This is a genomic window from Microbacterium sp. NPDC056057, from assembly GCF_042266945.1.
Taxonomy (GTDB): Bacteria; Actinomycetota; Actinomycetes; order Actinomycetales; family Microbacteriaceae; genus Microbacterium; species Microbacterium trichothecenolyticum_C.
The window spans coordinates 555,752-575,164 of record NZ_JBHJWS010000003.1 but is presented as its reverse complement, the minus strand read 5'-3'; the positions used below and the strand labels follow the sequence as shown (position 1 = coordinate 575,164).

18 protein-coding genes are annotated in these 19,413 nt (G+C 71.0%); 4 read left to right on the top strand and 14 right to left on the bottom strand.

The features are described 5' to 3' along the window. Positions 1-14: 14 nt before the first annotated feature. Positions 15-1,340, top strand: a complete 1,326-nt coding sequence (locus tag ACFC1K_RS14600; protein WP_310290785.1) for an MFS transporter — start codon at positions 15-17, stop codon at positions 1,338-1,340. Between the two features lie 54 nt (positions 1,341-1,394). Here ACFC1K_RS14600 and ACFC1K_RS14595 read toward each other — a convergent pair whose 3' ends face one another. The 13 genes from ACFC1K_RS14595 to ACFC1K_RS14535 all read right to left on the bottom strand — a co-directional run bounded on the left by ACFC1K_RS14595 (position 1,395) and on the right by ACFC1K_RS14535 (position 14,185). Continuing rightward, complete coding sequence (locus ACFC1K_RS14595) at positions 1,395-1,928, bottom strand: GNAT family N-acetyltransferase (protein WP_375872153.1); 534 nt, start codon at positions 1,926-1,928, stop codon at positions 1,395-1,397. After that, positions 1,925-3,001, bottom strand: coding sequence for a 3-dehydroquinate synthase (gene aroB, locus ACFC1K_RS14590; RefSeq protein ID WP_375872152.1), 1,077 nt, complete (start codon positions 2,999-3,001; stop codon positions 1,925-1,927). Before aroB ends, ACFC1K_RS14595 begins: the two co-directional genes overlap by 4 nt. Continuing rightward, positions 2,998-3,558, bottom strand: a complete 561-nt coding sequence (locus tag ACFC1K_RS14585; RefSeq protein WP_375872151.1) for a shikimate kinase — start codon at positions 3,556-3,558, stop codon at positions 2,998-3,000. Before ACFC1K_RS14585 ends, aroB begins: the two co-directional genes overlap by 4 nt. Continuing rightward, positions 3,542-4,771 (bottom strand): chorismate synthase, encoded by a 1,230-nt coding sequence (aroC, locus tag ACFC1K_RS14580; protein ID WP_310290793.1) that lies wholly within the window; start codon positions 4,769-4,771, stop codon positions 3,542-3,544. Before aroC ends, ACFC1K_RS14585 begins: the two co-directional genes overlap by 17 nt. 30 nt (positions 4,772-4,801) lie before the next feature. Further along, positions 4,802-5,680, bottom strand: a complete 879-nt coding sequence (locus ACFC1K_RS14575) for a shikimate dehydrogenase (RefSeq protein ID WP_375872150.1) — start codon at positions 5,678-5,680, stop codon at positions 4,802-4,804. Further along, a complete protein-coding gene (gene mltG, locus ACFC1K_RS14570; protein WP_375872149.1) occupies positions 5,647-7,338 on the bottom strand; it encodes an endolytic transglycosylase MltG in 1,692 nt (563 codons plus the stop codon). The genes ACFC1K_RS14575 and mltG overlap by 34 nt, the downstream gene beginning before the upstream one ends. Further along, positions 7,338-7,805: a Holliday junction resolvase RuvX gene (gene ruvX / locus ACFC1K_RS14565; RefSeq protein ID WP_375872148.1), complete on the bottom strand. Its 468-nt coding sequence runs from the start codon at positions 7,803-7,805 to the stop codon at positions 7,338-7,340. Before ruvX ends, mltG begins: the two co-directional genes overlap by 1 nt. Then, positions 7,802-10,459: an alanine--tRNA ligase gene (gene alaS / locus ACFC1K_RS14560; protein WP_375872147.1), complete on the bottom strand. Its 2,658-nt coding sequence runs from the start codon at positions 10,457-10,459 to the stop codon at positions 7,802-7,804. The genes ruvX and alaS overlap by 4 nt, the downstream gene beginning before the upstream one ends. Positions 10,460-10,547: 88 nt before the next feature. Further along, positions 10,548-10,844, bottom strand: coding sequence for an ATPase (locus tag ACFC1K_RS14555; RefSeq protein ID WP_310290802.1), 297 nt, complete (start codon positions 10,842-10,844; stop codon positions 10,548-10,550). 220 nt (positions 10,845-11,064) lie between these two features. Next, the gene (gene rpsD / locus ACFC1K_RS14550) at positions 11,065-11,694 is read right to left on the bottom strand and encodes a 30S ribosomal protein S4 (RefSeq protein WP_310290804.1); all 630 of its coding nucleotides are present in this window, start codon (positions 11,692-11,694) and stop codon (positions 11,065-11,067) included. 176 nt (positions 11,695-11,870) lie between these two features. Next, a complete protein-coding gene (locus ACFC1K_RS14545) occupies positions 11,871-12,254 on the bottom strand; it encodes a hypothetical protein (protein WP_375872146.1) in 384 nt (127 codons plus the stop codon). Between the two features lie 13 nt (positions 12,255-12,267). Beyond that, positions 12,268-12,804, bottom strand: coding sequence for a helix-turn-helix transcriptional regulator (locus tag ACFC1K_RS14540; RefSeq protein ID WP_375872145.1), 537 nt, complete (start codon positions 12,802-12,804; stop codon positions 12,268-12,270). Between the two features lie 88 nt (positions 12,805-12,892). Then, positions 12,893-14,185, bottom strand: a complete 1,293-nt coding sequence (locus ACFC1K_RS14535; RefSeq protein WP_310291780.1) for a replication-associated recombination protein A — start codon at positions 14,183-14,185, stop codon at positions 12,893-12,895. Positions 14,186-14,435: 250 nt separating this feature from the next. Between ACFC1K_RS14535 and ACFC1K_RS14530 the strand changes: the two genes are divergently transcribed. The 3 genes from ACFC1K_RS14530 to ACFC1K_RS14520 all read left to right on the top strand — a co-directional run bounded on the left by ACFC1K_RS14530 (position 14,436) and on the right by ACFC1K_RS14520 (position 17,151). Continuing rightward, the gene (locus tag ACFC1K_RS14530; protein WP_375872144.1) at positions 14,436-14,744 is read left to right on the top strand and encodes a dioxygenase; all 309 of its coding nucleotides are present in this window, start codon (positions 14,436-14,438) and stop codon (positions 14,742-14,744) included. A 454-nt stretch (positions 14,745-15,198) separates the two neighbouring features. Beyond that, positions 15,199-16,470, top strand: coding sequence for a DUF349 domain-containing protein (locus ACFC1K_RS14525; RefSeq protein ID WP_375872411.1), 1,272 nt, complete (start codon positions 15,199-15,201; stop codon positions 16,468-16,470). A gap of 114 nt (positions 16,471-16,584) precedes the next feature. Then, a complete protein-coding gene (locus ACFC1K_RS14520) occupies positions 16,585-17,151 on the top strand; it encodes a hypothetical protein (RefSeq protein WP_375872143.1) in 567 nt (188 codons plus the stop codon). On the opposite strand, the gene ACFC1K_RS14515 is transcribed toward ACFC1K_RS14520, so the two are convergent. After that, complete coding sequence (locus ACFC1K_RS14515) at positions 17,121-19,370, bottom strand: bifunctional (p)ppGpp synthetase/guanosine-3',5'-bis(diphosphate) 3'-pyrophosphohydrolase (protein WP_310290820.1); 2,250 nt, start codon at positions 19,368-19,370, stop codon at positions 17,121-17,123. The two genes, ACFC1K_RS14520 and ACFC1K_RS14515, sit on opposite strands and share 31 nt — an antisense overlap. Positions 19,371-19,413: the final 43 nt, after the last annotated feature.

The following is a 19,413-nucleotide window of genomic DNA, read 5'->3' as shown; positions in this document are numbered from 1 at the left end:
GAGAAGGACGACCGATGACCACCACCGCAACGACGCGGAAGACTCCCGTGAAGGCGGCTGTCGCCAGCTTCATGGGCAGCGCCGTGGAGTACTACGACTTCTTCCTGTTCGGCTCCGCCGCAGCGCTCATCTTCCCCACCGTCTTCTTCCCCTCCGACAACCAGGCCGCTCTCGTCATGTCGTTCGCGACGTTCGGCTTCGCCTACATCGCGCGTCCCGTCGGCGCCGTCATCCTCGGCCACTTCGGCGACCGCATCGGCCGGCAGAAGGTCCTCATGTTCACCCTGCTGCTCATGGGCATCTCGACCTTCACGATCGGCTGCCTACCGGGCTACGAGCAGATCGGCTGGGCCGCCCCCGCGCTGCTGGTGCTGTGCCGGCTCATGCAGGGCCTCTCGGCCGCCGGCGAGCAGGCGGGCGCGTCGTCGCTCACGCTGGAGCACGCGCCCGACGACCGCCGGTCGTTCTTCACGTCGTGGACCCTCACGGGCACCCAGGGCGGCCAGATCCTCGCCGCGCTGATCTTCATCCCGGTCGTCGCGCTCCCCGACGAGATCAAGTACACGTGGGGCTGGCGCGTGCCGTTCTGGCTGAGCGCGGTCGTGGTGCTCGTCGCGTTCTTCATCCGGCGGACGCTCCACGAGACACCCGAGTTCGAGCAGGCGAAGGCGGAGGGACGGATCGCACGGATGCCGCTCATCCCGCTCCTGCGCGACCACTGGCGCGACGTGCTCCGCGTCATCTGCTGCGCGTTCATCGCCGCCGTCTCGACGGTGTTCGGCAACCTCGCCATCGCCTACGGCGTGGAGGTGGGACTCAACGCCGCCATCACGCTCTGGCTCGTCGTCGTCGCGAACCTCGTCGCGATCGGCACGCAGCCGCTGTTCGGCGCCCTGGCCGACCGCATCGGCCGCAAGCCGGTGTTCATCTACGGCGCGCTCTCGTCGGCGGTGTTCATGCCCTTCTACATGCTGTCGATGGGGGCGGGCAACGAGTTCGTGACGTTCCTGCTCGCGGTGCTCACCTTCTCGTTCGGATACGCCGCCGCGAACGCCGTGTGGCCGTCGTTCTACGGCGAGATGTTCAGCACGCGCGTGCGGTTCTCGGGCATGGCGATCGGCACGCAGCTCGGGTTCCTCATGGCGGGCTTCGCCCCGTCGATCGTCACGGCGCTGGGCGGCGTTCAGGAGGGCGGCTGGGTCGTCATCAGCGTCTTCACCGCGGTGATCTCCCTCATCGCGACCGTCAGCGCCCTCACGGCACGCGAGTCGAAGAGCATCCCCACGGCCGAGCTCGGACTGCGCTCCGAGAAGCGCGAGGAGCTCGTGGCGGCCGTCTGAGCACAGCGGCCGTCACAGGCCCCGTCCCGCTGAGCGGGGCGGGGCCCTTCGTGGTCACGGCAGTGGGCGCGCCATCACGATCTCGGGACCGATGACGCTGGTGAACGTCTCACCCGTGGGCACGAACCCGGCTCGGCGATACGCCCCCTGGGCGCGAGGGTTGTCCCGGTGCACGTCGAGGCTGAGCCGGGTGAGCCCGAGCGAGGTCACCCATTCCGCGGCGGCGGCGAGCAGGAGGTCGATCGCTCCCGTGCCGCGATGAGCCGGGTTGACGTAGACGCCGACGACATCCGCCCGACGGTCGTCGACGAAGCGGCCCAGGTGATCGGTCTGCCCGGTCGCGCGGATGAGCACGGAGAGGCTGCCCACCCACACGTCGTCCACGACCGCCACGAATTGCGCGGCGGTCTCGCTTCCCGCGGCGAGTTCGGCGCGCTCGCGCCAGAACTGCTCCGCGCGGGCCGCGACCTGCTCCGGCGTCTCCAGGAAGGCGATGTTCGCGTCGGGATCGCTCGTCGACTCGAGCCGCAGCTCGCGCACAGCCTGCCACTCGTCGGAGCGGATGCGGCGCACGACCACGGTGCTCACCCCGCGACCTCCTGGTACGCGGCGAACAGCAGCGACTCGTCGGGCGCCTGCAGCACGGTGGGCTTGGCGATGTCGTCGAGCACGATGAAGCGCAGCATTCCGCCGCGGCTCTTCTTGTCGCGCTGCATCGTCGACAGCAGCTGGGGCCATGCGCCGGGGCGGTAGCTCGTCGGCAGTCCGAGCGACTCGAGGATGTCGCGGTGGCGCTGGGCGGCGGCATCCGGAAGCCGGCCCGCGAGGCGCGACAGCTCGGCGGCGAACACCATCCCCACGGAGATCGCGGCGCCGTGACGCCAGCGGTAGCGCTCGGCGTGCTCGATGGCGTGGCCCAGGGTGTGGCCGTAGTTGAGGATCTCGCGCAGACCCGCCTCGCGGAGGTCCTCCCCCACGACGCGCGCCTTCATCTCGATGGCGAGCTCGATGGTGCGACGGAACGCGGCGCTCTGCGGGTCGACGGCGTTCTCGGGATCGGCCTCGATCAGCTCGAGGATCTCGGGCGCCCAGATGAAGCCGGCCTTGACGACCTCGGCGTAGCCGGCGACGCGCTCGTTGCGCGACAGGCCGTCGAGCAGATCGAGGTCGCAGATCACGGTGCGCGGCGCCCAGAACGCACCCACGAGGTTCTTGCCCTCGGCGGTGTTGACGCCGGTCTTGCCGCCGACGGCGGCGTCGACCATGCCCAGGACGGTGGTCGGCACCTGCACGACCTCGACGCCCCGCAGCCACGTCGCAGCCACGAACCCGGCGAGGTCGGTCACCGATCCCCCGCCGAACCCGACGACGGCGTCGGTGCGGGTGAAGTCCGCCTTGCCCATGACCTGCCAGCAGAAAGCGGCCACTTCGATGCGCTTGCCCGCTTCGGCGTCGGGGATCTCGGCGAGCAGCACCTCGCGGTCGGCCATGAGCTGTGCGCGCAGGCGCTCCGCCTCGGCGGCGAGGGTCGGCGGGTGGATCACGAGCACCTTGCGCGCGGCGGGCGGCAGCGCCTCGCCGACGGACGACAGGATGCCGTGTCCCACGGTGATGTCGTAGCTCGCGTCTCCGCGCACGGTGATGGTCGTGGCATCCGTCATGCGGTCTGCTCCTTGTGCTCGTCGAGGGTGGGGGCCGACGGGTCGGCGGCGCCGCGCACCCACGCGACGAGAGCGTCGACGACGTCCTGCAGCGGGCCGGTGGACGTGTCGAAGGTGATGTCGGCGAGTTCCTCGTAGACGGGCCGCCGCTCTTCGAAGATCGCGCTCCAGCGCTCGATCGCGTCGTCGCCACCCTGCAGCAACGGCCGGTTCGAGTCGCGGACACGGCCCGCGACGACCCGCGGCGAGACGGTGAGCAGCACGACGCGATGCCCGGCGAGGTCGGCGCGCGTCTCGGGATTCAGCACGGCTCCGCCGCCCAGCGAGACGACGCCGCCGGTTGCGAGCCCCTCGACCACGGCGGCACGCTCGGCGGCGCGGAACTGCGCCTCGCCGTGCTCGACGAAGAGCTGGTCGATCGGCCCGTGGTCGCGCACGACCGCGGCGTCGGTGTCGAAGAACGGAAGGCTCAGCGCGCGCGCGACCTTCTTGCCGATGCTCGTCTTGCCGGCCCCCATGGGACCGATGAGCACGACGGCGTCAGAGGGCGAGGTCATGGTCGGCGAGGCCGGCGTCGCTGGCCGCCGCACTGCGCAGCGCGTCGGGGATCGCCGCGAGGTAGCCCTCGATGTTGCGGCGCGTCTCGGCGACGCTGTCGCCCCCGAACTTCTCGAGCACGACGTCGGCCAGCACGACCGCGACCATCGCCTCGGCGACCACGCCCGCGGCGGGCACGGCGCACACGTCCGAGCGCTGGTGGTGGGCCGAGGCGGCGTCGCCGGTGGCGACGTCGACCGTGCGGAGCGCCTTCGGCACCGTGGCGATCGGCTTCATGCCGGCGCGCACGCGCAGCACGGTGCCGGTCGACATGCCGCCCTCGGTGCCGCCCGCCTTGTCGCTCGAGCGGGTGATGCCGTCGCCGGCGACGAACAGCTCGTCGTGCGCGGCGGAGCCGCGGCGGCGCGTGGTCTCGAAGCCGTCGCCGACCTCGACGCCCTTGATGGCCTGGATGCTCATGAGCGCCTGCGCCAGCTTCGCGTCGAGGCGGCGGTCCCAGTGCACGTGCGAGCCGAGCCCCGGGGGCAGCCCGTAGGCGAGCACCTCGACGATGCCGCCGAGCGTGTCGCCGTCCTTGCGGGCGTCGTCGACCTCGGCGACCATGGCCGCGCTCGTCGCGGCATCGAAGCAGCGCAGCGGGTCGGCGTCGAGCGCGTCGACGTCGTCGGGCGTCGGCAGCGCGGAGCCCTCGGGGACCTGCACGGGCCCGATCGAGAGGGTGTGGCTGACGAGACGGATGCCGAGCTCGGCCAGGAACGCTCGTGCGAGTGCACCGAGGGCGACCCGGGCGGCGGTCTCGCGGGCGCTCGCGCGCTCGAGGATCGGGCGCGCCTCGTCGAAGCCGTACTTCTGCATGCCGACGAGGTCGGCGTGGCCGGGGCGGGGGCGCGTGAGCGCGGCGCCGCGTCCGCGCGACTTCTCCGTGAGGTCCACGGGCTCGGCGCTCATGACCTCGACCCACTTCGGCCATTCGGTGTTGCCGATGCGCAGGGCGATGGGGCTGCCCAGGGTCGTGCCGTGCACGACGCCGGACGAGATCGTGAGCTCGTCCTCCTCGAACTTCATGCGCGAACCGCGGCCGTAGCCGAGCTTGCGGCGCGCGAGATCCGCCTGGATCGCGGCGCGGGAGATGGGGACGCCCGCAGGCAGGCCCTCCATGACGGCGACGAGTTCGGGGCCGTGCGATTCGCCGGCCGTGAGCACGCGGAGCATTGGTCCAGTCTCCCACGCCCCGGGGGGCCGTTACGCCGCGGCCGGCTCCCCGAGCGCCTGGCGCATCGCCTCCAGCGCCTCGGCCTCGCGATCGAGGGACGTGTCGGCGTCGCCGTTCCGGAAGATCCGGATCTGCAGCAGGGCCTGGTGCAGCAGCATCCCGAGTCCCGATCGTGCGGTGCCGCCCGCGCGCTCCCACGCGGCAGACAGCGCGGTCGGCCAATGTCCGTACACGACGTCGAGCAGGTGGCCGCCGGAGCAGGCGAGGGCGTCGGCCGCGGCATCCGGAACCGGTGCGTCGCCCGGCAGCGTCGCGATGGTGAGCGGCACGTCGGCATGAAGGAATGCGGCGAACGGCGTCGTCGTCACGGCGATGCCGATGCGGCGGCCGAGCTCGGCGAGTGGCGCGACGGCCTCGGGGCGGCGTGCGATCACGTCGACCTCGCGGGCGCCGAGCTCTCCGAGTGCGACCAGGGCGGAGGTCGCGGTCGCCCCGGCGCCGACGATGCGCGCCGACGGCACCGTCGTGATGCCGTCGTCGGCGAGGGTGCGGACGATGCCGCCCACGTCGGTGTTGAAACCGCGGGCGCCGTCGGCGTCGAGCAGCAGCGTGTTGACCGCCCCGGTCAGTTCGGCGCGGCGGTCGCGCACCGCCGCGGCCGCGAAGGCGACCCCCTTGAGCGGCATCGTGAGCGAGAGGCCCCGCCACGCGTCGTCGAGCCCGGCGAGCTCGCCGGCGAAGGACGCTTCGCTCACCCGACGGCGTCCGTAGGTCCAGTCGAGCCCGAGAACGTCGTACGCCGCGGCGTGGAGCTGCGGCGAGCGGCTGTGCGCGATCGGGTCGCCCCAGACCTCCAGACGCGACGCGTGCGCGCTCAGCACCCCGAGTCCGGGTGCTCGGAACACCACTGCTGCATCTGCTGGACGTACTTCAGGTGCTCGTTGTAGGTGGCCGAGAAGATCGTCTCGCCCGTCTCCATGTTGACCGTCACGAAGTACATCCACGGGCCGTCGGCCGGGTGCATGGCCGCGTCGATCGCGACGTCGCCGGGATTGGCGATCGGTCCGATCGGGAGGCCCGCGTGCACATAGGTGTTCCAGGGGTTCGGGTCGTACTGGGCCTCTTCGGAGGTGCTCGCGGAACCCTCATGGAGCTCGCCGTAGCCGAACTGCGCCGTCGAGTCCATCTGCAGCAGTCCGAACGTCTCCTGGTTGTTCGGGTCCATGCGGTTCAGGATCACGCGTGACACCTTCTGCATGTCGACCTCGGAGCGGGCCTCGCGCTGGATGATCGACGCGGTGGTCAGGATCTCCTGACGCCTCTCCACCGGCACGCCGGCGGCGTCGAGAGACTGGATCGTGCGGTCCACCAGAGTCTGGATGGCCGACTGCGCGGTGACGCTGGGGTCGAAGGTGTAGGTCGCCGGGAACAGCCAGCCTTCCAGCGGCTGCCCGCCCGCCGCGACGATGGCCGGATCCACGGGAACGCCGTACACGGACGGATCAGCGGTGGCTGCGGTGAGCTCTTCCAGCGGGATGCCGGTGCCCTCGGAGATGCGCTCGAGCGTGCCCTCCACCGTGTAGCCCTCGGGGATCTGCGCGGTGAACTCCTGTCTGTTCGCGGGGTCCAGGAGGGCCGCGAGGGCCGCCTCGCTCGTCATCTGCTTCTGCAGCTTGTAGACCCCCGGCTGGAAGGTCGGGTTCTGGCCGCTCGTGATGAGGTAGTCGTAGAAGGCGTCGGGCGTCTTGATCACGCCCGCGTCGTACAGCGACTGCGAGATCGGTGACCCGGTGTCACCCTGGGAGATCGTGACGAACGTCTCGCCGGTGGCGAGTCCGGCCTCGTAGTCCTTGGGCTCTTCCCAGCCCATGACCTCGCGGATCTTGTCCTCGTAGGTGTTCCACACGTACAGACCGCCTGCGGCGATGCCCCCGAGGATCAGCAGCACGACCCCGAGGGCGATCCAGCCGCCGATGCGCCGGCGCTTCTTGTTCGGCGGCGGTGGGGCGTGCCCGATCTCGTGGGTCGACGCCGATCCGCTGAAGAGGTCCTCGAGCGATCCGGAGGGGGCGGACGGCTCGTCGTTCTCGTCGCGCGCGCGGGGGGTGGCGCGCGCGGCCGACGGCGCAGCCACCGCGGCCGCGGGAGCGGGGGCAGCGCCTCCGCGGCTGTACGGCATCGCAGGGCTCACGCCGGCCGACGCGAAGATCCAGGGATCGTCCTCGACGGGCGATTCGACGTCGATCGGCTGCGTCGTGGGGCGCGGGGTGCGCAGCGGAACCGGCTGGAAGCCGCTGCCGGGCACCGGCTCGCCCACCGGGCGCGCGGGCGCAGACGGCGCCGTGGGAGCGGACGCTCCGGGAGCGGTCCCAACGACAGGCGTGGAGCCGGTGATGAGCGATTCCCATGTGGCCGCGTGCGCGGCGGGGGCTGCCTCCGGCGCCGAAGGCGCGGGAGCATCCGGCGTCGTCGGCGTCTCCCCCGTCGCCGCCTGTCGCGCGGCGGCCTCGCGGGCGGCGCGGCGCGACTGGGGGACGGCGTCGCCGTCGGGCGATGAGTCGGACATCAGGCGGGCTCCTGGGGGACGGGGGTTCCGGGAGGTCGTCCGGTGCTCTTCTCGACGTCGAGCGCTTGCTGGAGCAGGACGACCGCGGCGACCTGGTCCACGATGTTACGCGACGAACGCTGGGTTCTGCCCGAACTGCGCAGTGCCGCGTGTGCAGAGACGGTGGAGAGCCGTTCGTCGACGAGGCGCACGGGGAGCCCGGATGCCCCCGCCAGCGCCGCAGCGAAGTCCCGGGCGTCCTGCGTCGACGCCGTGTCTTCGCCCCGCATGTTCAGCGGCAGTCCGACGTAGAGCTCGACCGCCGAATACTCGTCGGACAGCGCCACGATGCGGGTCACCGATGCCTCGTCACGCGGCACCGTCTCGACCGGAGTCGCGAGCAGACCGTCGGGGTCGCATTTCGCGACCCCGACCCGGGCCTTGCCCACATCGATGCCGAGCCGTGTGCCGCGCCTGAAGCCGCTCACGCGCCGAGCGCGTCCTTCACCGAGGTCAGCGCTGCCGGCAGAGCCGCCGCATCCGTTCCACCGCCCTGGGCGACGTCGTCGCGGCCACCGCCACCGCCGCCGAGCACGCCGGCGGCGCCCTTGGCGAGGACGCCCGCCTTGGCGCCCGCTGCGCGGGCCGCGTCGTTGGTGGCGACGATCACGACGGGGCGCTCGTTCACGACCGCGCCGAGCGCGACGACCGCGGCCTCGGAGCCGAGGCGCTCGCGCACCTGCAGCGCCAGCGAGCGGACGTCGTCGGCGGATGCGGCGTTGCCGAGCGACTCGGCGACCACGACGGTGTCGCCGACCCGCGTCGCCGTGGCGGCGAGGGCCGGGAGCCGGTCGCCGAGGGCCTTGGCCTCGAATGCCGCGATCTTCTTCTCGGCCGCCTTGAGGCTCGCCTGCAGCTCGGCGATGCGCGCGGGCAGCTGCTCGCGCGGTGCCTTGAGCGAGGTCGTGAGCTGCGACACGAGGGCGCGCTCGGCCGCGAGCGACCGGAAGGCGTCAAGACCGACCAGCGCCTCGACGCGGCGGTTCGACGCGCCCACCGACGATTCCCCGACGAGGTTGATCAGCCCGATCTCGGCGCTCGTCGACACGTGCGTGCCGGCGCAGAGCTCGCGCGACCAGGGGCCGCCGATGTCGACCATGCGCACGGTGTCGCCGTACTTCTCGCCGAACAGCGCCATCGCGCCGAGCGAGCGCGCCTCGTCGAGCGGCAGGACGCGCGTGGTCACCTCGAGGTTGTCGCGCACCGCGTTGTTCGCGATCTCTTCGATCTCGGTCTTGGTCTCGTCCGACAGCGACTGGCCCCACGAGAAGTCGAAGCGCATGTAGCCGGCGCGGTTGAGTGATCCGGCCTGCGTCGCGGTCTTTCCGAGCGTGTCGCGCAGCGCGGCGTGCACCAGGTGCGTCGCGGAGTGCGCCTGACGGGCGGCGCGGCGGTTCGCAGCATCCACCACCGTCGTCGCCGCCTGACCGACGCCGACCTCTCCCGTCGACACCTCGACGGTGTGGCTGATGAGTCCCGGCACCGGCTTCTGCACGTCGAGCACCTCGAGCTCGTAGCCCGGTCCGACGATGACGCCCTTGTCGGCGACCTGGCCGCCCGACTCGGCGTACAGCGCGGTCTCGGCGAGGATCACCTCGGCGATCTGACCGACGCTCGCGCGGTCGACCGACACGCCGTCGACGAGGATGCCGAGCACCTGCGACTCCGCCTCGAGGTCGGTGTAGCCGGTGAAGACGGTCTCGCCCTGCGCGCGCAGGTCGCGGTAGACGCTCGTGTCGGCCAGTTGGCGCTTGCGTGCCCGCGCGTCGGCCTTGGCACGTGCGCGCTGCTCCTGCATGAGGCCGTCGAACGCCGCGCGGTCGACACTGAGACCGGCCTCTTCGGCGATCTCGAGCGTCAGGTCGATCGGGAAGCCGTACGTGTCGTGCAGCAGGAACGCCTCGGCGCCGGTGAGGGACGTGCCGCCGGAGGCCTTCGTCTCGGAGAGCGACTCGTCGAGGATCGACTCCCCCGCCGCGAGGGTGCGCAGGAACGTCGCCTCTTCCGCCAGGGCGTACTGCGAGATGCGGGCCCAGTCGGTCTCGACGACCGGGTAGGCGGCCTTCATGGCGTCGCGCGATGCCGTGAACAGCACCTCGAACGTCGGCGCGTCGACGCCGAGCAGGCGCATCGAGCGGATCACACGGCGCATGAGACGGCGCAGGATGTAGCCGCGGCCGTCGTTCGAGGGCGTGACGCCGTCCGACATGAGCATGAGCGACGAACGCACGTGGTCGGCGACCACGCGGAAGCGCACGTCGTCGTCGTGGTTCGCGCCGTACGTGCGGCCCGACAGTTCGACCGCCTTGTCGAGAACCGGACGAACCTGGTCGGTCTCGTACATGTTGTCGACGCCCTGCTTGATGAACGCGATGCGCTCCAGGCCCATGCCGGTGTCGATGTTCTTGTTCGGCAGCTCGCCGACGATGTCGAAGTCGTACTTCGAGCGCACGTTCGTGATCTCGTACTGCATGAACACGAGGTTCCAGATCTCGACGTAGCGGTCGTCGTCGGTCGCGGGGCCTCCGTCGATGCCGTACTCGGGGCCGCGGTCGAAGAAGATCTCCGAGCAGGGGCCGGCGGGACCCGGCAGACCGGTGCTCCAGTAGTTCGTGTCCTTGCCGAGGCGCTGGATGCGCTCCTCGGGCAGGTCGGTGAGCTTCAGCCAGAGGTCGTGGGCCTCGTCGTCCTCTTCGTAGACGGTGACCCACAGGTCCTTCTGGTCGAAGCCGAGCCCGCCGTCGGCCTCGGGCGAGGTCAGCAGATCCCACGCGTAGCGGATCGCGCCTTCCTTGAAGTAGTCGCCGAACGACCAGTTGCCCAGCATCTGGAAGAACGTGCCGTGACGGGGGGTCTTGCCGACCTCTTCGATGTCGTTGGTGCGGATGCACTTCTGGTTGTCGGCCGCGCGCGGATACGGCGCGGGCACGTCACCCGACAGGTACGGGATGAAGGGCACCATGCCGGCCACCGTGAACAGCAGCGCCGGGTCGTCGGTCACCAGCGATGCCGAGGGGACGATGGTGTGGCCGTTCTTCTCGAAGTAATCGAGGAAGCGCTGTGCGATCTCGGCGGTCTTCATGCGGGTCCTTGCGTGTGCGTGCGAATGCGTGCGTGTTCGGGGAGTCTGGCGGGGTTCGAGCGTGCCGGCGGCGCGGCGCCGCGGCGTCTCAGTCGGCGATCTTGCGGGCCGCGTCGTCGACGGCGTCGGCGACGTTCCCGACGGCGTCGGATGCTGCGGCCCGCGCGCTCGAGGCGGCGTCGGCGGCGGCATCCCTCACGTCGTCGACGAGGCCGGCGAAGCGGGCCTCCTGTTCGCGGTACGCGTCGCCCATGCGGTCGGTGAACTCCGTGATGCGGGCGTCGACGTCGGCGAGGATCTCGTGGCCGCGCGGGTCCTTGTTGACCAGGTGGGCGAGAACGAAACCGCCGGCGATGCCGAGCAGGAACCACAGGAGGTTCTTCATGTCACCACTTCCTCGCGGGCCGCCGGGGCGCGGCATCCCCCCATCGTATGCGGAAACGACGAAGGGCGTCGGGTCTCCCCGACGCCCTCCATGCGTTGCTGCTGCTTAGCGCGCTGTACCCATTGCGGACGCGGTGCTTCGCACCGCTTCCGCCCGCGGCGCTAGCGCGCTTTGTTCGTTAGGACGCAGCGCTGACGCGCGTTCTGCCGAACCGCGGCGCTTATCGCGCGGCGTAGTACTCGACGACGAGCTGCACGTCGCAGACCACGGGAACCTCGGCGCGCTTGGGGCGACGCACGAGACGGGCCTGGAGCTTGTCGAGCTCGACCTCGAGGTAGCCCGGAACGGGCGGCAGGACCTCGGCGTGACCGCCGAGCGCTGCGACCTGGAAGGGCTCGATGCCCTCGCTCTTGGCCTTGACGTGGATGAGCTGACCCGGCTTCACGCGGAACGACGGGCGGTCGACGAGCTGGCCGTCGACGAGGATGTGACGGTGCACGACCAGCTGGCGCGCCTGCGCGGTCGTGCGGGCGAAGCCGGCACGGAGCACGAGGGCGTCCAGACGCATCTCGAGGAGCTCGACGAGGTTCTCACCCGTCAGGCCCTGGGTGCGGCGGGCCTCGTTGAACGTGTTGCGCATCTGCTTCTCGCGGATGCCGTACTGCTCGCGCAGACGCTGCTTCTCGCGGAGGCGGACGGCGAAGTCGCTGTCCTGCTTGCGCTTGGTGCGGCCGTGCTCGCCGGGCGCGTAGGGGCGCTTCTCGAGGTACTTGGCGGCCTTCGGGGTGAGGGCCACGCCGAGGGCGCGGGAGAGGCGGACCTTGCGGCGGTCCTGGGACTTCGTTGCCACGAAGTGTTCCTTTCGATGACGCGGCCGTGTCTTTCACGGCCCGCGGACGTATCGCCCTGTCTTCGCCCTGTCCGGACTGCACGCCGGGGCATGCCGGAAGGTAGGTCAGGAAGAGAGGGGATGCCCGAAAACTGCGTTTCGAGCCGCTCAAGCTTACCAGACGCGCGGCCGGGCCTTCATGAGAGGGCGATGACCAGCGTCGAGGCTGCGAGCACCAGGCAGACAGGCGTCATCGTGATGCGCTCGGCGCGACTCCGGGAGATGGCGTTCATGACGATCCCGACGGCGAAGTAGGCGAAGAGCACCCACGTGAGCATGCGTACGGCGATGCTGTCGCCGCCCGGCAGGATTCCGGCCCGACTGAGGAGCACCGCGGCGAAGCCGGCGTAGAGGAGGACGGATGCCGCGCTGGCGATGCGCAGACCGCGCGGCAGGACGCGGTGCGCCCCGCCCCAGACGAGCCGTCCCCACGGCGCCCCCACGGCGACGCAGATCTGCAGGACGGCGAGACCGCCCAGCACGAGGCACGCGACGACGGCGGCGCCGATCGGTGCGGTCATGGGCGTCGTCCGTTCATGCCTGCTCCCCCACGTCGTCGATCCACTCGCGCGTCAGTGCGTGCGAACGCAGCCCGTACTCCAGCGTCGCGCGCTGGAACGCGAAGATCCTGCGCGACGCGTCATCGAGCCCGGCAGCCTTCGCGTCGACCTCGGACGCCAGGGCTTCCAGCGCTGCGCGGGATGCGTCGACATGCTCACGGATGCCGCGCACGACGTCCGCCCGATCCTCGGGGGCCTCGAGCAGGCCGAGCAGGTAGACTTTCGCGAGGACGGTGGTCTCGGCATCCGTTCCTCCCGAGAGCGGCGCCCGCATCCACGCGCTCCACCGCTCGCGCCCCTCGTCGGTGATCCGGTGGACCTTGCGGCCGCGCCGGCTGCCGTCGGCCTCGGCGACGACGACGGAGCCGTCGTCCACGAGGTGCAGCAGAGCGCGCTGGATGCTGCCGGAGCTCGCGCTGTAGAACAGTGAGATGCCCGCGGCGAACCGCTTCTGCACGTCGTAGAGCGAGAGCGGTCCGCTGAGCAGCAGGCCCAGGATCACGAACTGCATTCGGCGCCTCCCGGCATGACACGGAGAATATCCCTCTGAGGGATATCAATCTACCTCTGAGGGATATCGTGCGTCAACGAGGGGTCGGTCACCCGCCATCGAGGATGCGACGGATCTTCTCGAGACGCGCCTGGACGTCGCGCTCGGCGCCGAGCGCCTTCGGCTCGTAGTAGCGCCGGCCGCGCAGTTCGTCGGGCAGGTACTGCTGCGGCGCGATGCCGATCTCGGCGTCGTGCGGGTACACGTAGCCCTTGCCGTGACCGAGGCGCTTCGCCCCCGGGTAGTGCGCGTCGCGCAGGTGGATCGGCACCCGGCCGAAGCCGCCCGAGCGCACGTCGGCGATCGCCGCGTCGATGGCGAGGTAGGCGGCGTTCGACTTCGCCGTCGTCGCGAGGTACGCCGTCGCCTCGGCGAGCGGGATGCGGCCTTCGGGCATGCCGATGAACTGCACCGCGTCGGCGGCGGCCACGGCGATCGGCAGCGCCTGGGGGTCGGCGAGTCCGATGTCCTCCGCGGCCGAGATGATGAGGCGCCGGGCGATGAACCGCGGGTCCTCCCCCGCCTCGATCATGCGGGCGAGGTAGTGGATCGCGGCATCCACATCCGATCCGCGGATCGACTTGATGAACGCGCTGATGACGTCGTAGTGCTCGTCGCCCTGACGGTCGTAGCGCAGGAGCGCGCGGTCGACCGCCTGCGCGACGTTGTCGGCCGAGATCTCGGGCGTGGTGGCGTCGTCCTCGTCGCCGTCCTCATCGGGAAGGGCGAGGGATGCTGCGGCCTCGAGTGCCGTGAGCGCCCGCCGCGCGTCGCCGGAGGCGAGGCGAACGAGCGCGGCGCGCGCCTCGTCGCCCAGCACGACCGCGCCGGACAGTCCGCGCGCATCGGCGACCGCGCGGTCGAGGAGCATGCCGAGATCTTCGTCGGTGAGCGGCTTGAGCGTCAGCAGCAGCGACCGTGACAGGAGGGGCGAGATCACGGAGAACGACGGATTCTCGGTGGTCGCCGCGATGAGCACCACCCAGCCGTTCTCGACGCCGGGCAGGAGCGCGTCCTGCTGCGCCTTGGTGAAGCGGTGGATCTCGTCCAGGAACAGGATCGTGGACTGGCCGTACAGATCGCGCTGCGTCAAGGCCTCCTGCATGACCTCGCGCACGTCGCGCACGCCGGCGGTCACCGCCGAGAGCTCGACGAACCGGCGCCCGGAGGAACGGGCGATCGCCTGCGCGAGCGTCGTCTTCCCCGTGCCCGGCGGGCCCCACAGGATGACCGACGTCGCTGCGCGGGCCGCGGCATCCGGATTCGCCAGGGTCACCAGCGGAGACCCCGCCCGCAGCAGATGCGACTGCCCCGCGACCTCTTCCAGCGAGGTCGGGCGCATGCGCACCGCGAGAGGCGTCAGCCCCTGGAAGAGCGCAGTCGGTGGCCCCACGCCCCCGGAGGCTCCGCGTGACGCGCCAGCGGCACGTGGAGAAGGGGTGGGGATGTTCACCTCACCAGGCTATCCCGCGCTCACGACACGCGATCCGCCGCGGTTTGGCCGCCGCGGTGCGGGCCCGTAGGATCAAGCCGCCCGGGCGCTGCCTGGCACGAGGCGCACGCGCCCGACACGAACGGAACGAGGAGGTCACGTGGCGACCGGTGGCAAGGACCGTGACGCACGGGCTGCGCGGGAGCGCACGCGGCTGTACGAGGCGCGACGTCAGTTCCACGACGACCAGGCGCGCCGTCGCACGCGCGACAACCTGATCGCGGGCATCGTCGGCGGCGTTCTCGTCCTCGGCCTGGTCGGCGCGCAGACGCTGTACTTCGTGGCCGGACCCGGTGCCCCCGAACCATCGCCCTCGTCGACGCCCACGCCGACCGCGACGACTCCGGAGCCGACCCCGTCGGCGACGACGACGCCGGAACCGAGCGCGACGCCGACGCCCACGCCCTGACATCTCGGGTCTCGCGCCGCAACCGCACCTCGGGCGGGGCATCCGCCGTACTAGGCTGTGAGCCGTCCTACTCCCTACAGACGGCGCGAGCCGCGATGAGGTGCAACCCGTGACTGCCGCAGCAGACTTCCAGCCCGAGACCGACGCCCCCGAGACCACTGGGGCCGACGAGAACCAGACCCCGGCCGTCGATGACGACGCCGCCACCGCGACGGATGTCACGGCGGACGCGGATGCCGCGGCACCTGAGGACTCCGAGTCCGGCGCCGGCGCTTCGGCCGACGTCGCCGCCGAGACCGAGCAGCCGTCGGACGAGACCCCGGCTGAAGCGTCCGCTCCTGCGGACGTCGACGTGGAGGTCGTCGAGATCGACGTGGTGGAGGTCATCGAAGACTCCGAGGTCGTCGCCGTCGAGGTGATCGAGGTCGCCGAAGTCGTCGAAGACGGCGAGGTCGTGGCCGTCGAGGTCGTGGACGTCGTCGTCGAGGCTGCGCCCTCCGCCGACGAGCCGTGGGGCCGCGTCGACGAGGACGGCACCGTCTCGGTCCGCGAGGCCGACGGCTGGCGCGTCGTCGGGCAGTATCCCGACGGCTCGGCCGAAGAGGCCCTCGCCTACTTCGAGCGCAAGTACACCGACCTCGCGAGCGAGGTGACGCTCCTGGAGGTGCGCCACCGCCGCGGCGGTGCCTCCGCCTCCGACCTGCGTTCGACCGCGCGCACGATCAACGGCAAGCTCGACGGAGCCGCCGCCGTCGGCGACCTCGCGAGCCTCGTCGCCCGCGTCGCCGCACTCACCGAGACCCTCGCGGCCGAATCCGCGACCGAGGCCGTCGCGGCGCGCGAAGCCGTCGACGACGCGGTCAAGGCGCGCACCGAGCTCGTCGAGAAGGCCGAGGCCCTGGCCGCCCGCGACCCGCGCACCGTGCAGTGGAAGCAGGCGACGGCCGACCTCAACTCCCTCTTCGACCAGTGGCAGTCGCAGCAGCAGAACGGTCCGCGCCTGCCGAAGTCGACGGCGCAGCAGCTCTGGAAGCGATTCCGCGACGCACGCGCCACGGTCGACAAGCACCGCCGCGCGTTCTACGCCGAGCTGGACGAGGCGCACAAGGGCGTCCGCGACCGCAAGACGCGCCTCGTCGAGAAGGCGGAGGCCCTCGCACCCAAGGGCGAGGATGGCATCTCCGCCTACCGTGAGCTGCTCGACCAGTGGAAGACCGCCGGTCGCGCCGGCAAGAAGGTCGACGACGCGCTGTGGGCCCGCTTCAAGGCCGCCGGCGACGCGCTGTACGGCGCGCGGATCGAGCGCGAGGCGGCCGACGCCGAAGCCTCCCGCGAGAAGATCGACCTCAAGCGCGCCCTCCTCGAAGAGGCGAAGGCGGTCGGCGACGAGCGCGACATCGCGAAGGCCCGCTCGATCCTCACCGGGATCCAGCGCCGCTGGGACGAGATCGGCCGGATCTTCCCGCGCGACACCGAGCGTTCGCTCGATGACGAGCTGCGTCGCGTCGAGAACGCGCTGCGCACCCGCGAGGACGCCGACTGGAAGCGCAACGACCCGGAGCAGAAGGCCCGCGCCAACGACATGACGCGCCAGCTCACCGACGCGATCCAGAAGCTCGAGGACGAGCTCGAGGTCGCGAAGAAGTCGGGCGACAAGAAGGCGATCGCGAACGCGACCGATGCGCTCGAGGCTCGCCGCACGTGGCTGAAGGCGCTCGGCGGCTGATCAGCTCCGCCTGAGCCGAGTCGAACCCGGTCGTCGCTTGCGCGGCGGCCGGGTTCTCCACAATCGGCCGGCTGCGGCATCCACGGATCATGCGCGGTGCGGCAGACTGCCTCCGTGCGATCGCCCTTCCTGTACTTCGCCGATGAGCGGCTCTCGCGCGCCGAGCTGACGGCGGCGTGCCTCGACGGCGACCTCGTGGCGCTCGGCGACGCGTACATCCCCGCTGACGCCGTCGAGACGGCGGCGCTCCGCGCGGGCTCGCTCGCCGAGACCCTCGGCGACACGCTCGCGGCCACCCACCTGTCGGCGGCCTGGGTGCACGGCGGACTGCCGCTGCCTCCGTCGCGCCACACCGTGCAGCGCGGGGTGCCGCGCCGCCTCCACGTGCGACCGGACCGCCGGGTGGTCTACCGCGATCTCCAGGTCCCGGGTGAGGATCTCCAGCTGGTCGGCGGCGTCCTCGTCACGACGCCGGAGCGCACCCTCGCCGACCTCGCCCGGGTGGGCGACGACCAGCACGCCGCGGCGGCGCGCCTTCTCGCAGAGATCGACACGGATGCCGCGTACCGGGCGATCGCGCGGCTGGAGGCGGGTGCGCTCCCCCACAAGCGCGCGGCGCTCGCGTGCCTCTGGGCGCTCGTCGACGAGCGTCAGGACGACGTGACGCGGTACACGTCGTAGACGGCGTCGATGCGCCGCACGGCGTTGAGCACGCGGTCGAGGTGGACGATGTCGCCCATCTCGAACACGAAGCGGCTGAGGGCAAGCCGGTCGTTCGAGGTCGAGACCGTCGCCGAGAGGATGTTGACGTGGTGTTCGCTGAGCACGCGTGTGACGTCGCTCAGAAGGCCCGAGCGGTCGAGCGCCTCGACCTGGATCTGCACCAGGAAGACGCTCTTCGTCGTAGGTGCCCACTCGACCTCGATGAGGCGCTCGGGGTCCTCCATGAGCGACTTGACGTTGGTGCAGTCGGCGCGGTGCACCGAGACGCCGCTGCCGCGCGTGACGAACCCGACGATCTGATCGCCGGGCACCGGCGTGCAGCACTTCGCGAGCTTGACGAGGATGTCGGGCGCGCCGCGCACCAGGATGCCGGAATCGCCGTTGCGGGGCGCGCGGGCTCTGCCGACGACCGGCAGGTCGATCGGACCGGTGGTGGTGTCGTTCGCCGCGACGAGTGCGGTGACCTTCTCGAGGACCGACTGGGTCGAGACGTGTCCCTCGCCGACCGCGGCGTACAGCGCCGAGACGTCCTCGTAGCGCAGCTGATGGGCGACCTCGGTGAACGAGTCCTGGCTCATCAGCCGCTGCAGGGGCAGGTTCTGCCGGCGCATCGCGCGCGCGATCGACTCCTTGCCCTGCTCGATCGCCTCCTCGCGGCGCTCCTTCGTGAACCAGCCGCGGATCTTGTTGCGGGCGCGGGTGCTGCGCACGAATCCGAGCCAGTCCTGGCTGGGGCCGGCGTCGGGGTTCTTCGACGTGAACACCTCGACGACGTCGCCGCTCTTGAGCTCGGACTCGAGCGGCACCAGGCGCCCGTTGACCTTCGCGCCCATCGTGCGGTGGCCGACCTCGGTGTGCACCGCGTACGCGAAGTCCACGGGTGTCGCGCCGGACGGCAGGCCGATGACCCGCCCCTTCGGCGTGAAGACGTAGACCTCCTTGGCGCCGATCTCGAACCGCAGCGAGTCGAGGAACTCGCCGGGATCCGCGGTCTCGGCCTGCCAGTCGGAGATGTGGGCGAGCCAGGCCATGTCGGTGTCGACGGACTTGGAATCCGCCTTGCCGCCGTTCATCTGCTCTTTGTACTTCCAGTGGGCGGCGACGCCGTACTCCGCCTGCTGGTGCATCTCGTGCGTGCGGATCTGGATCTCGACGGTGCGGCCCCCGGGGCCGATCACGGTCGTGTGCAGCGACTGGTAGAGGTTGAACTTCGGGGTCGCGATGTAGTCCTTGAAGCGCCCGGGAAGCGGGGTCCATCGTGCGTGGATCGCGCCGAGGACGGCGTAGCAGTCGCGGACGCTCCCGACCAGCACACGGATGCCGATGAGGTCGTAGATGTCATCGAACTCGCGGCCGCGGACGACCATCTTCTGGTACACGGAGTACAGCTGCTTGGGGCGGCCCATGACCCGGCCGCGGATGCGGAGCTCCCGCAGGTCGCTGTCGACCGCGTCGATGACGTTCTGCACGTACTGCTCGCGCTGGGGGGTGCGCTGCTTCACGAGGCTGTCGATCTCGGCGTACAGCTTCGGGTGCAGCACGGCGAACGACAGATCCTCGAGTTCGGACTTGATCGCCTGGATGCCGAGCCGGTGCGCGAGCGGCGCGTAGATCTCGAGCGTCTCGGTCGCCTTCTTGCGCGACTTCTCGGGCGGCACGAATCCCCACGTGCGCGCGTTGTGCAGGCGGTCGGCGAGCTTGATCAGCAGAACCCGGATGTCGCGCGACATCGCGACGATCATCTTGCGCACCGTCTCGGCCTGCGCGCTCTCGCCGTACTTGACCTTGTCGAGCTTGGTCACGCCGTCCACGAGCATGGCGACCTCGTCGCCGAACTCGCTCGTGAGCATCTCGAGCGAGTAGTCGGTGTCCTCCACGGTGTCGTGGAGGAGCGCCGCCGCGATCGCGCGGGGTCCGAGACCCAGATCCGCAAGGATCTGCGCCACGGCGAGCGGGTGCGTGATGTACGGCTCGCCGCTCTGGCGCAGCTGACCGGTGTGAGCGGTCTCGGCCACCGAGTAGGCGCGCTCGACGATCGACAAGTCGCCCTTTGGGTGGTGCGTGCGCACCGTCCGCAGGAGCTGCTCGACGTCGTCGCGGCGGGCCGACCTCGAGAAGATCCGAGGGACGAGACGCCGGAGCGAGGAGGATTGGGCGGGGGGGACGGTCTCGGTCACTCGATCCCCTCCCCTCCGCTGGACCTCACAATCCTACGCCCGC

Excerpts from the sequence above, each read along its gene's own strand:
- ACFC1K_RS14600 (WP_310290785.1), top strand. The coding sequence starts at position 15 with ATGACCACCACCGCAACGACGCGGAAGACTCCCGTGAAGGCGGCTGTC.
- aroB (WP_375872152.1), bottom strand. The coding sequence starts at position 3,001 with ATGACGGATGCCACGACCATCACCGTGCGCGGAGACGCGAGCTACGAC.
- ACFC1K_RS14585 (WP_375872151.1), bottom strand. The coding sequence starts at position 3,558 with ATGACCTCGCCCTCTGACGCCGTCGTGCTCATCGGTCCCATGGGGGCC.
- aroC (WP_310290793.1), bottom strand. The coding sequence starts at position 4,771 with ATGCTCCGCGTGCTCACGGCCGGCGAATCGCACGGCCCCGAACTCGTC.
- mltG (WP_375872149.1), bottom strand. The coding sequence starts at position 7,338 with ATGTCCGACTCATCGCCCGACGGCGACGCCGTCCCCCAGTCGCGCCGC.
- alaS (WP_375872147.1), bottom strand. The coding sequence starts at position 10,459 with ATGAAGACCGCCGAGATCGCACAGCGCTTCCTCGATTACTTCGAGAAG.
- ACFC1K_RS14555 (WP_310290802.1), bottom strand. The coding sequence starts at position 10,844 with ATGAAGAACCTCCTGTGGTTCCTGCTCGGCATCGCCGGCGGTTTCGTT.
- ACFC1K_RS14545 (WP_375872146.1), bottom strand. The coding sequence starts at position 12,254 with ATGACCGCACCGATCGGCGCCGCCGTCGTCGCGTGCCTCGTGCTGGGC.
- ACFC1K_RS14540 (WP_375872145.1), bottom strand. The coding sequence starts at position 12,804 with ATGCAGTTCGTGATCCTGGGCCTGCTGCTCAGCGGACCGCTCTCGCTC.
- ACFC1K_RS14535 (WP_310291780.1), bottom strand. The coding sequence starts at position 14,185 with ATGCGCCCGACCTCGCTGGAAGAGGTCGCGGGGCAGTCGCATCTGCTG.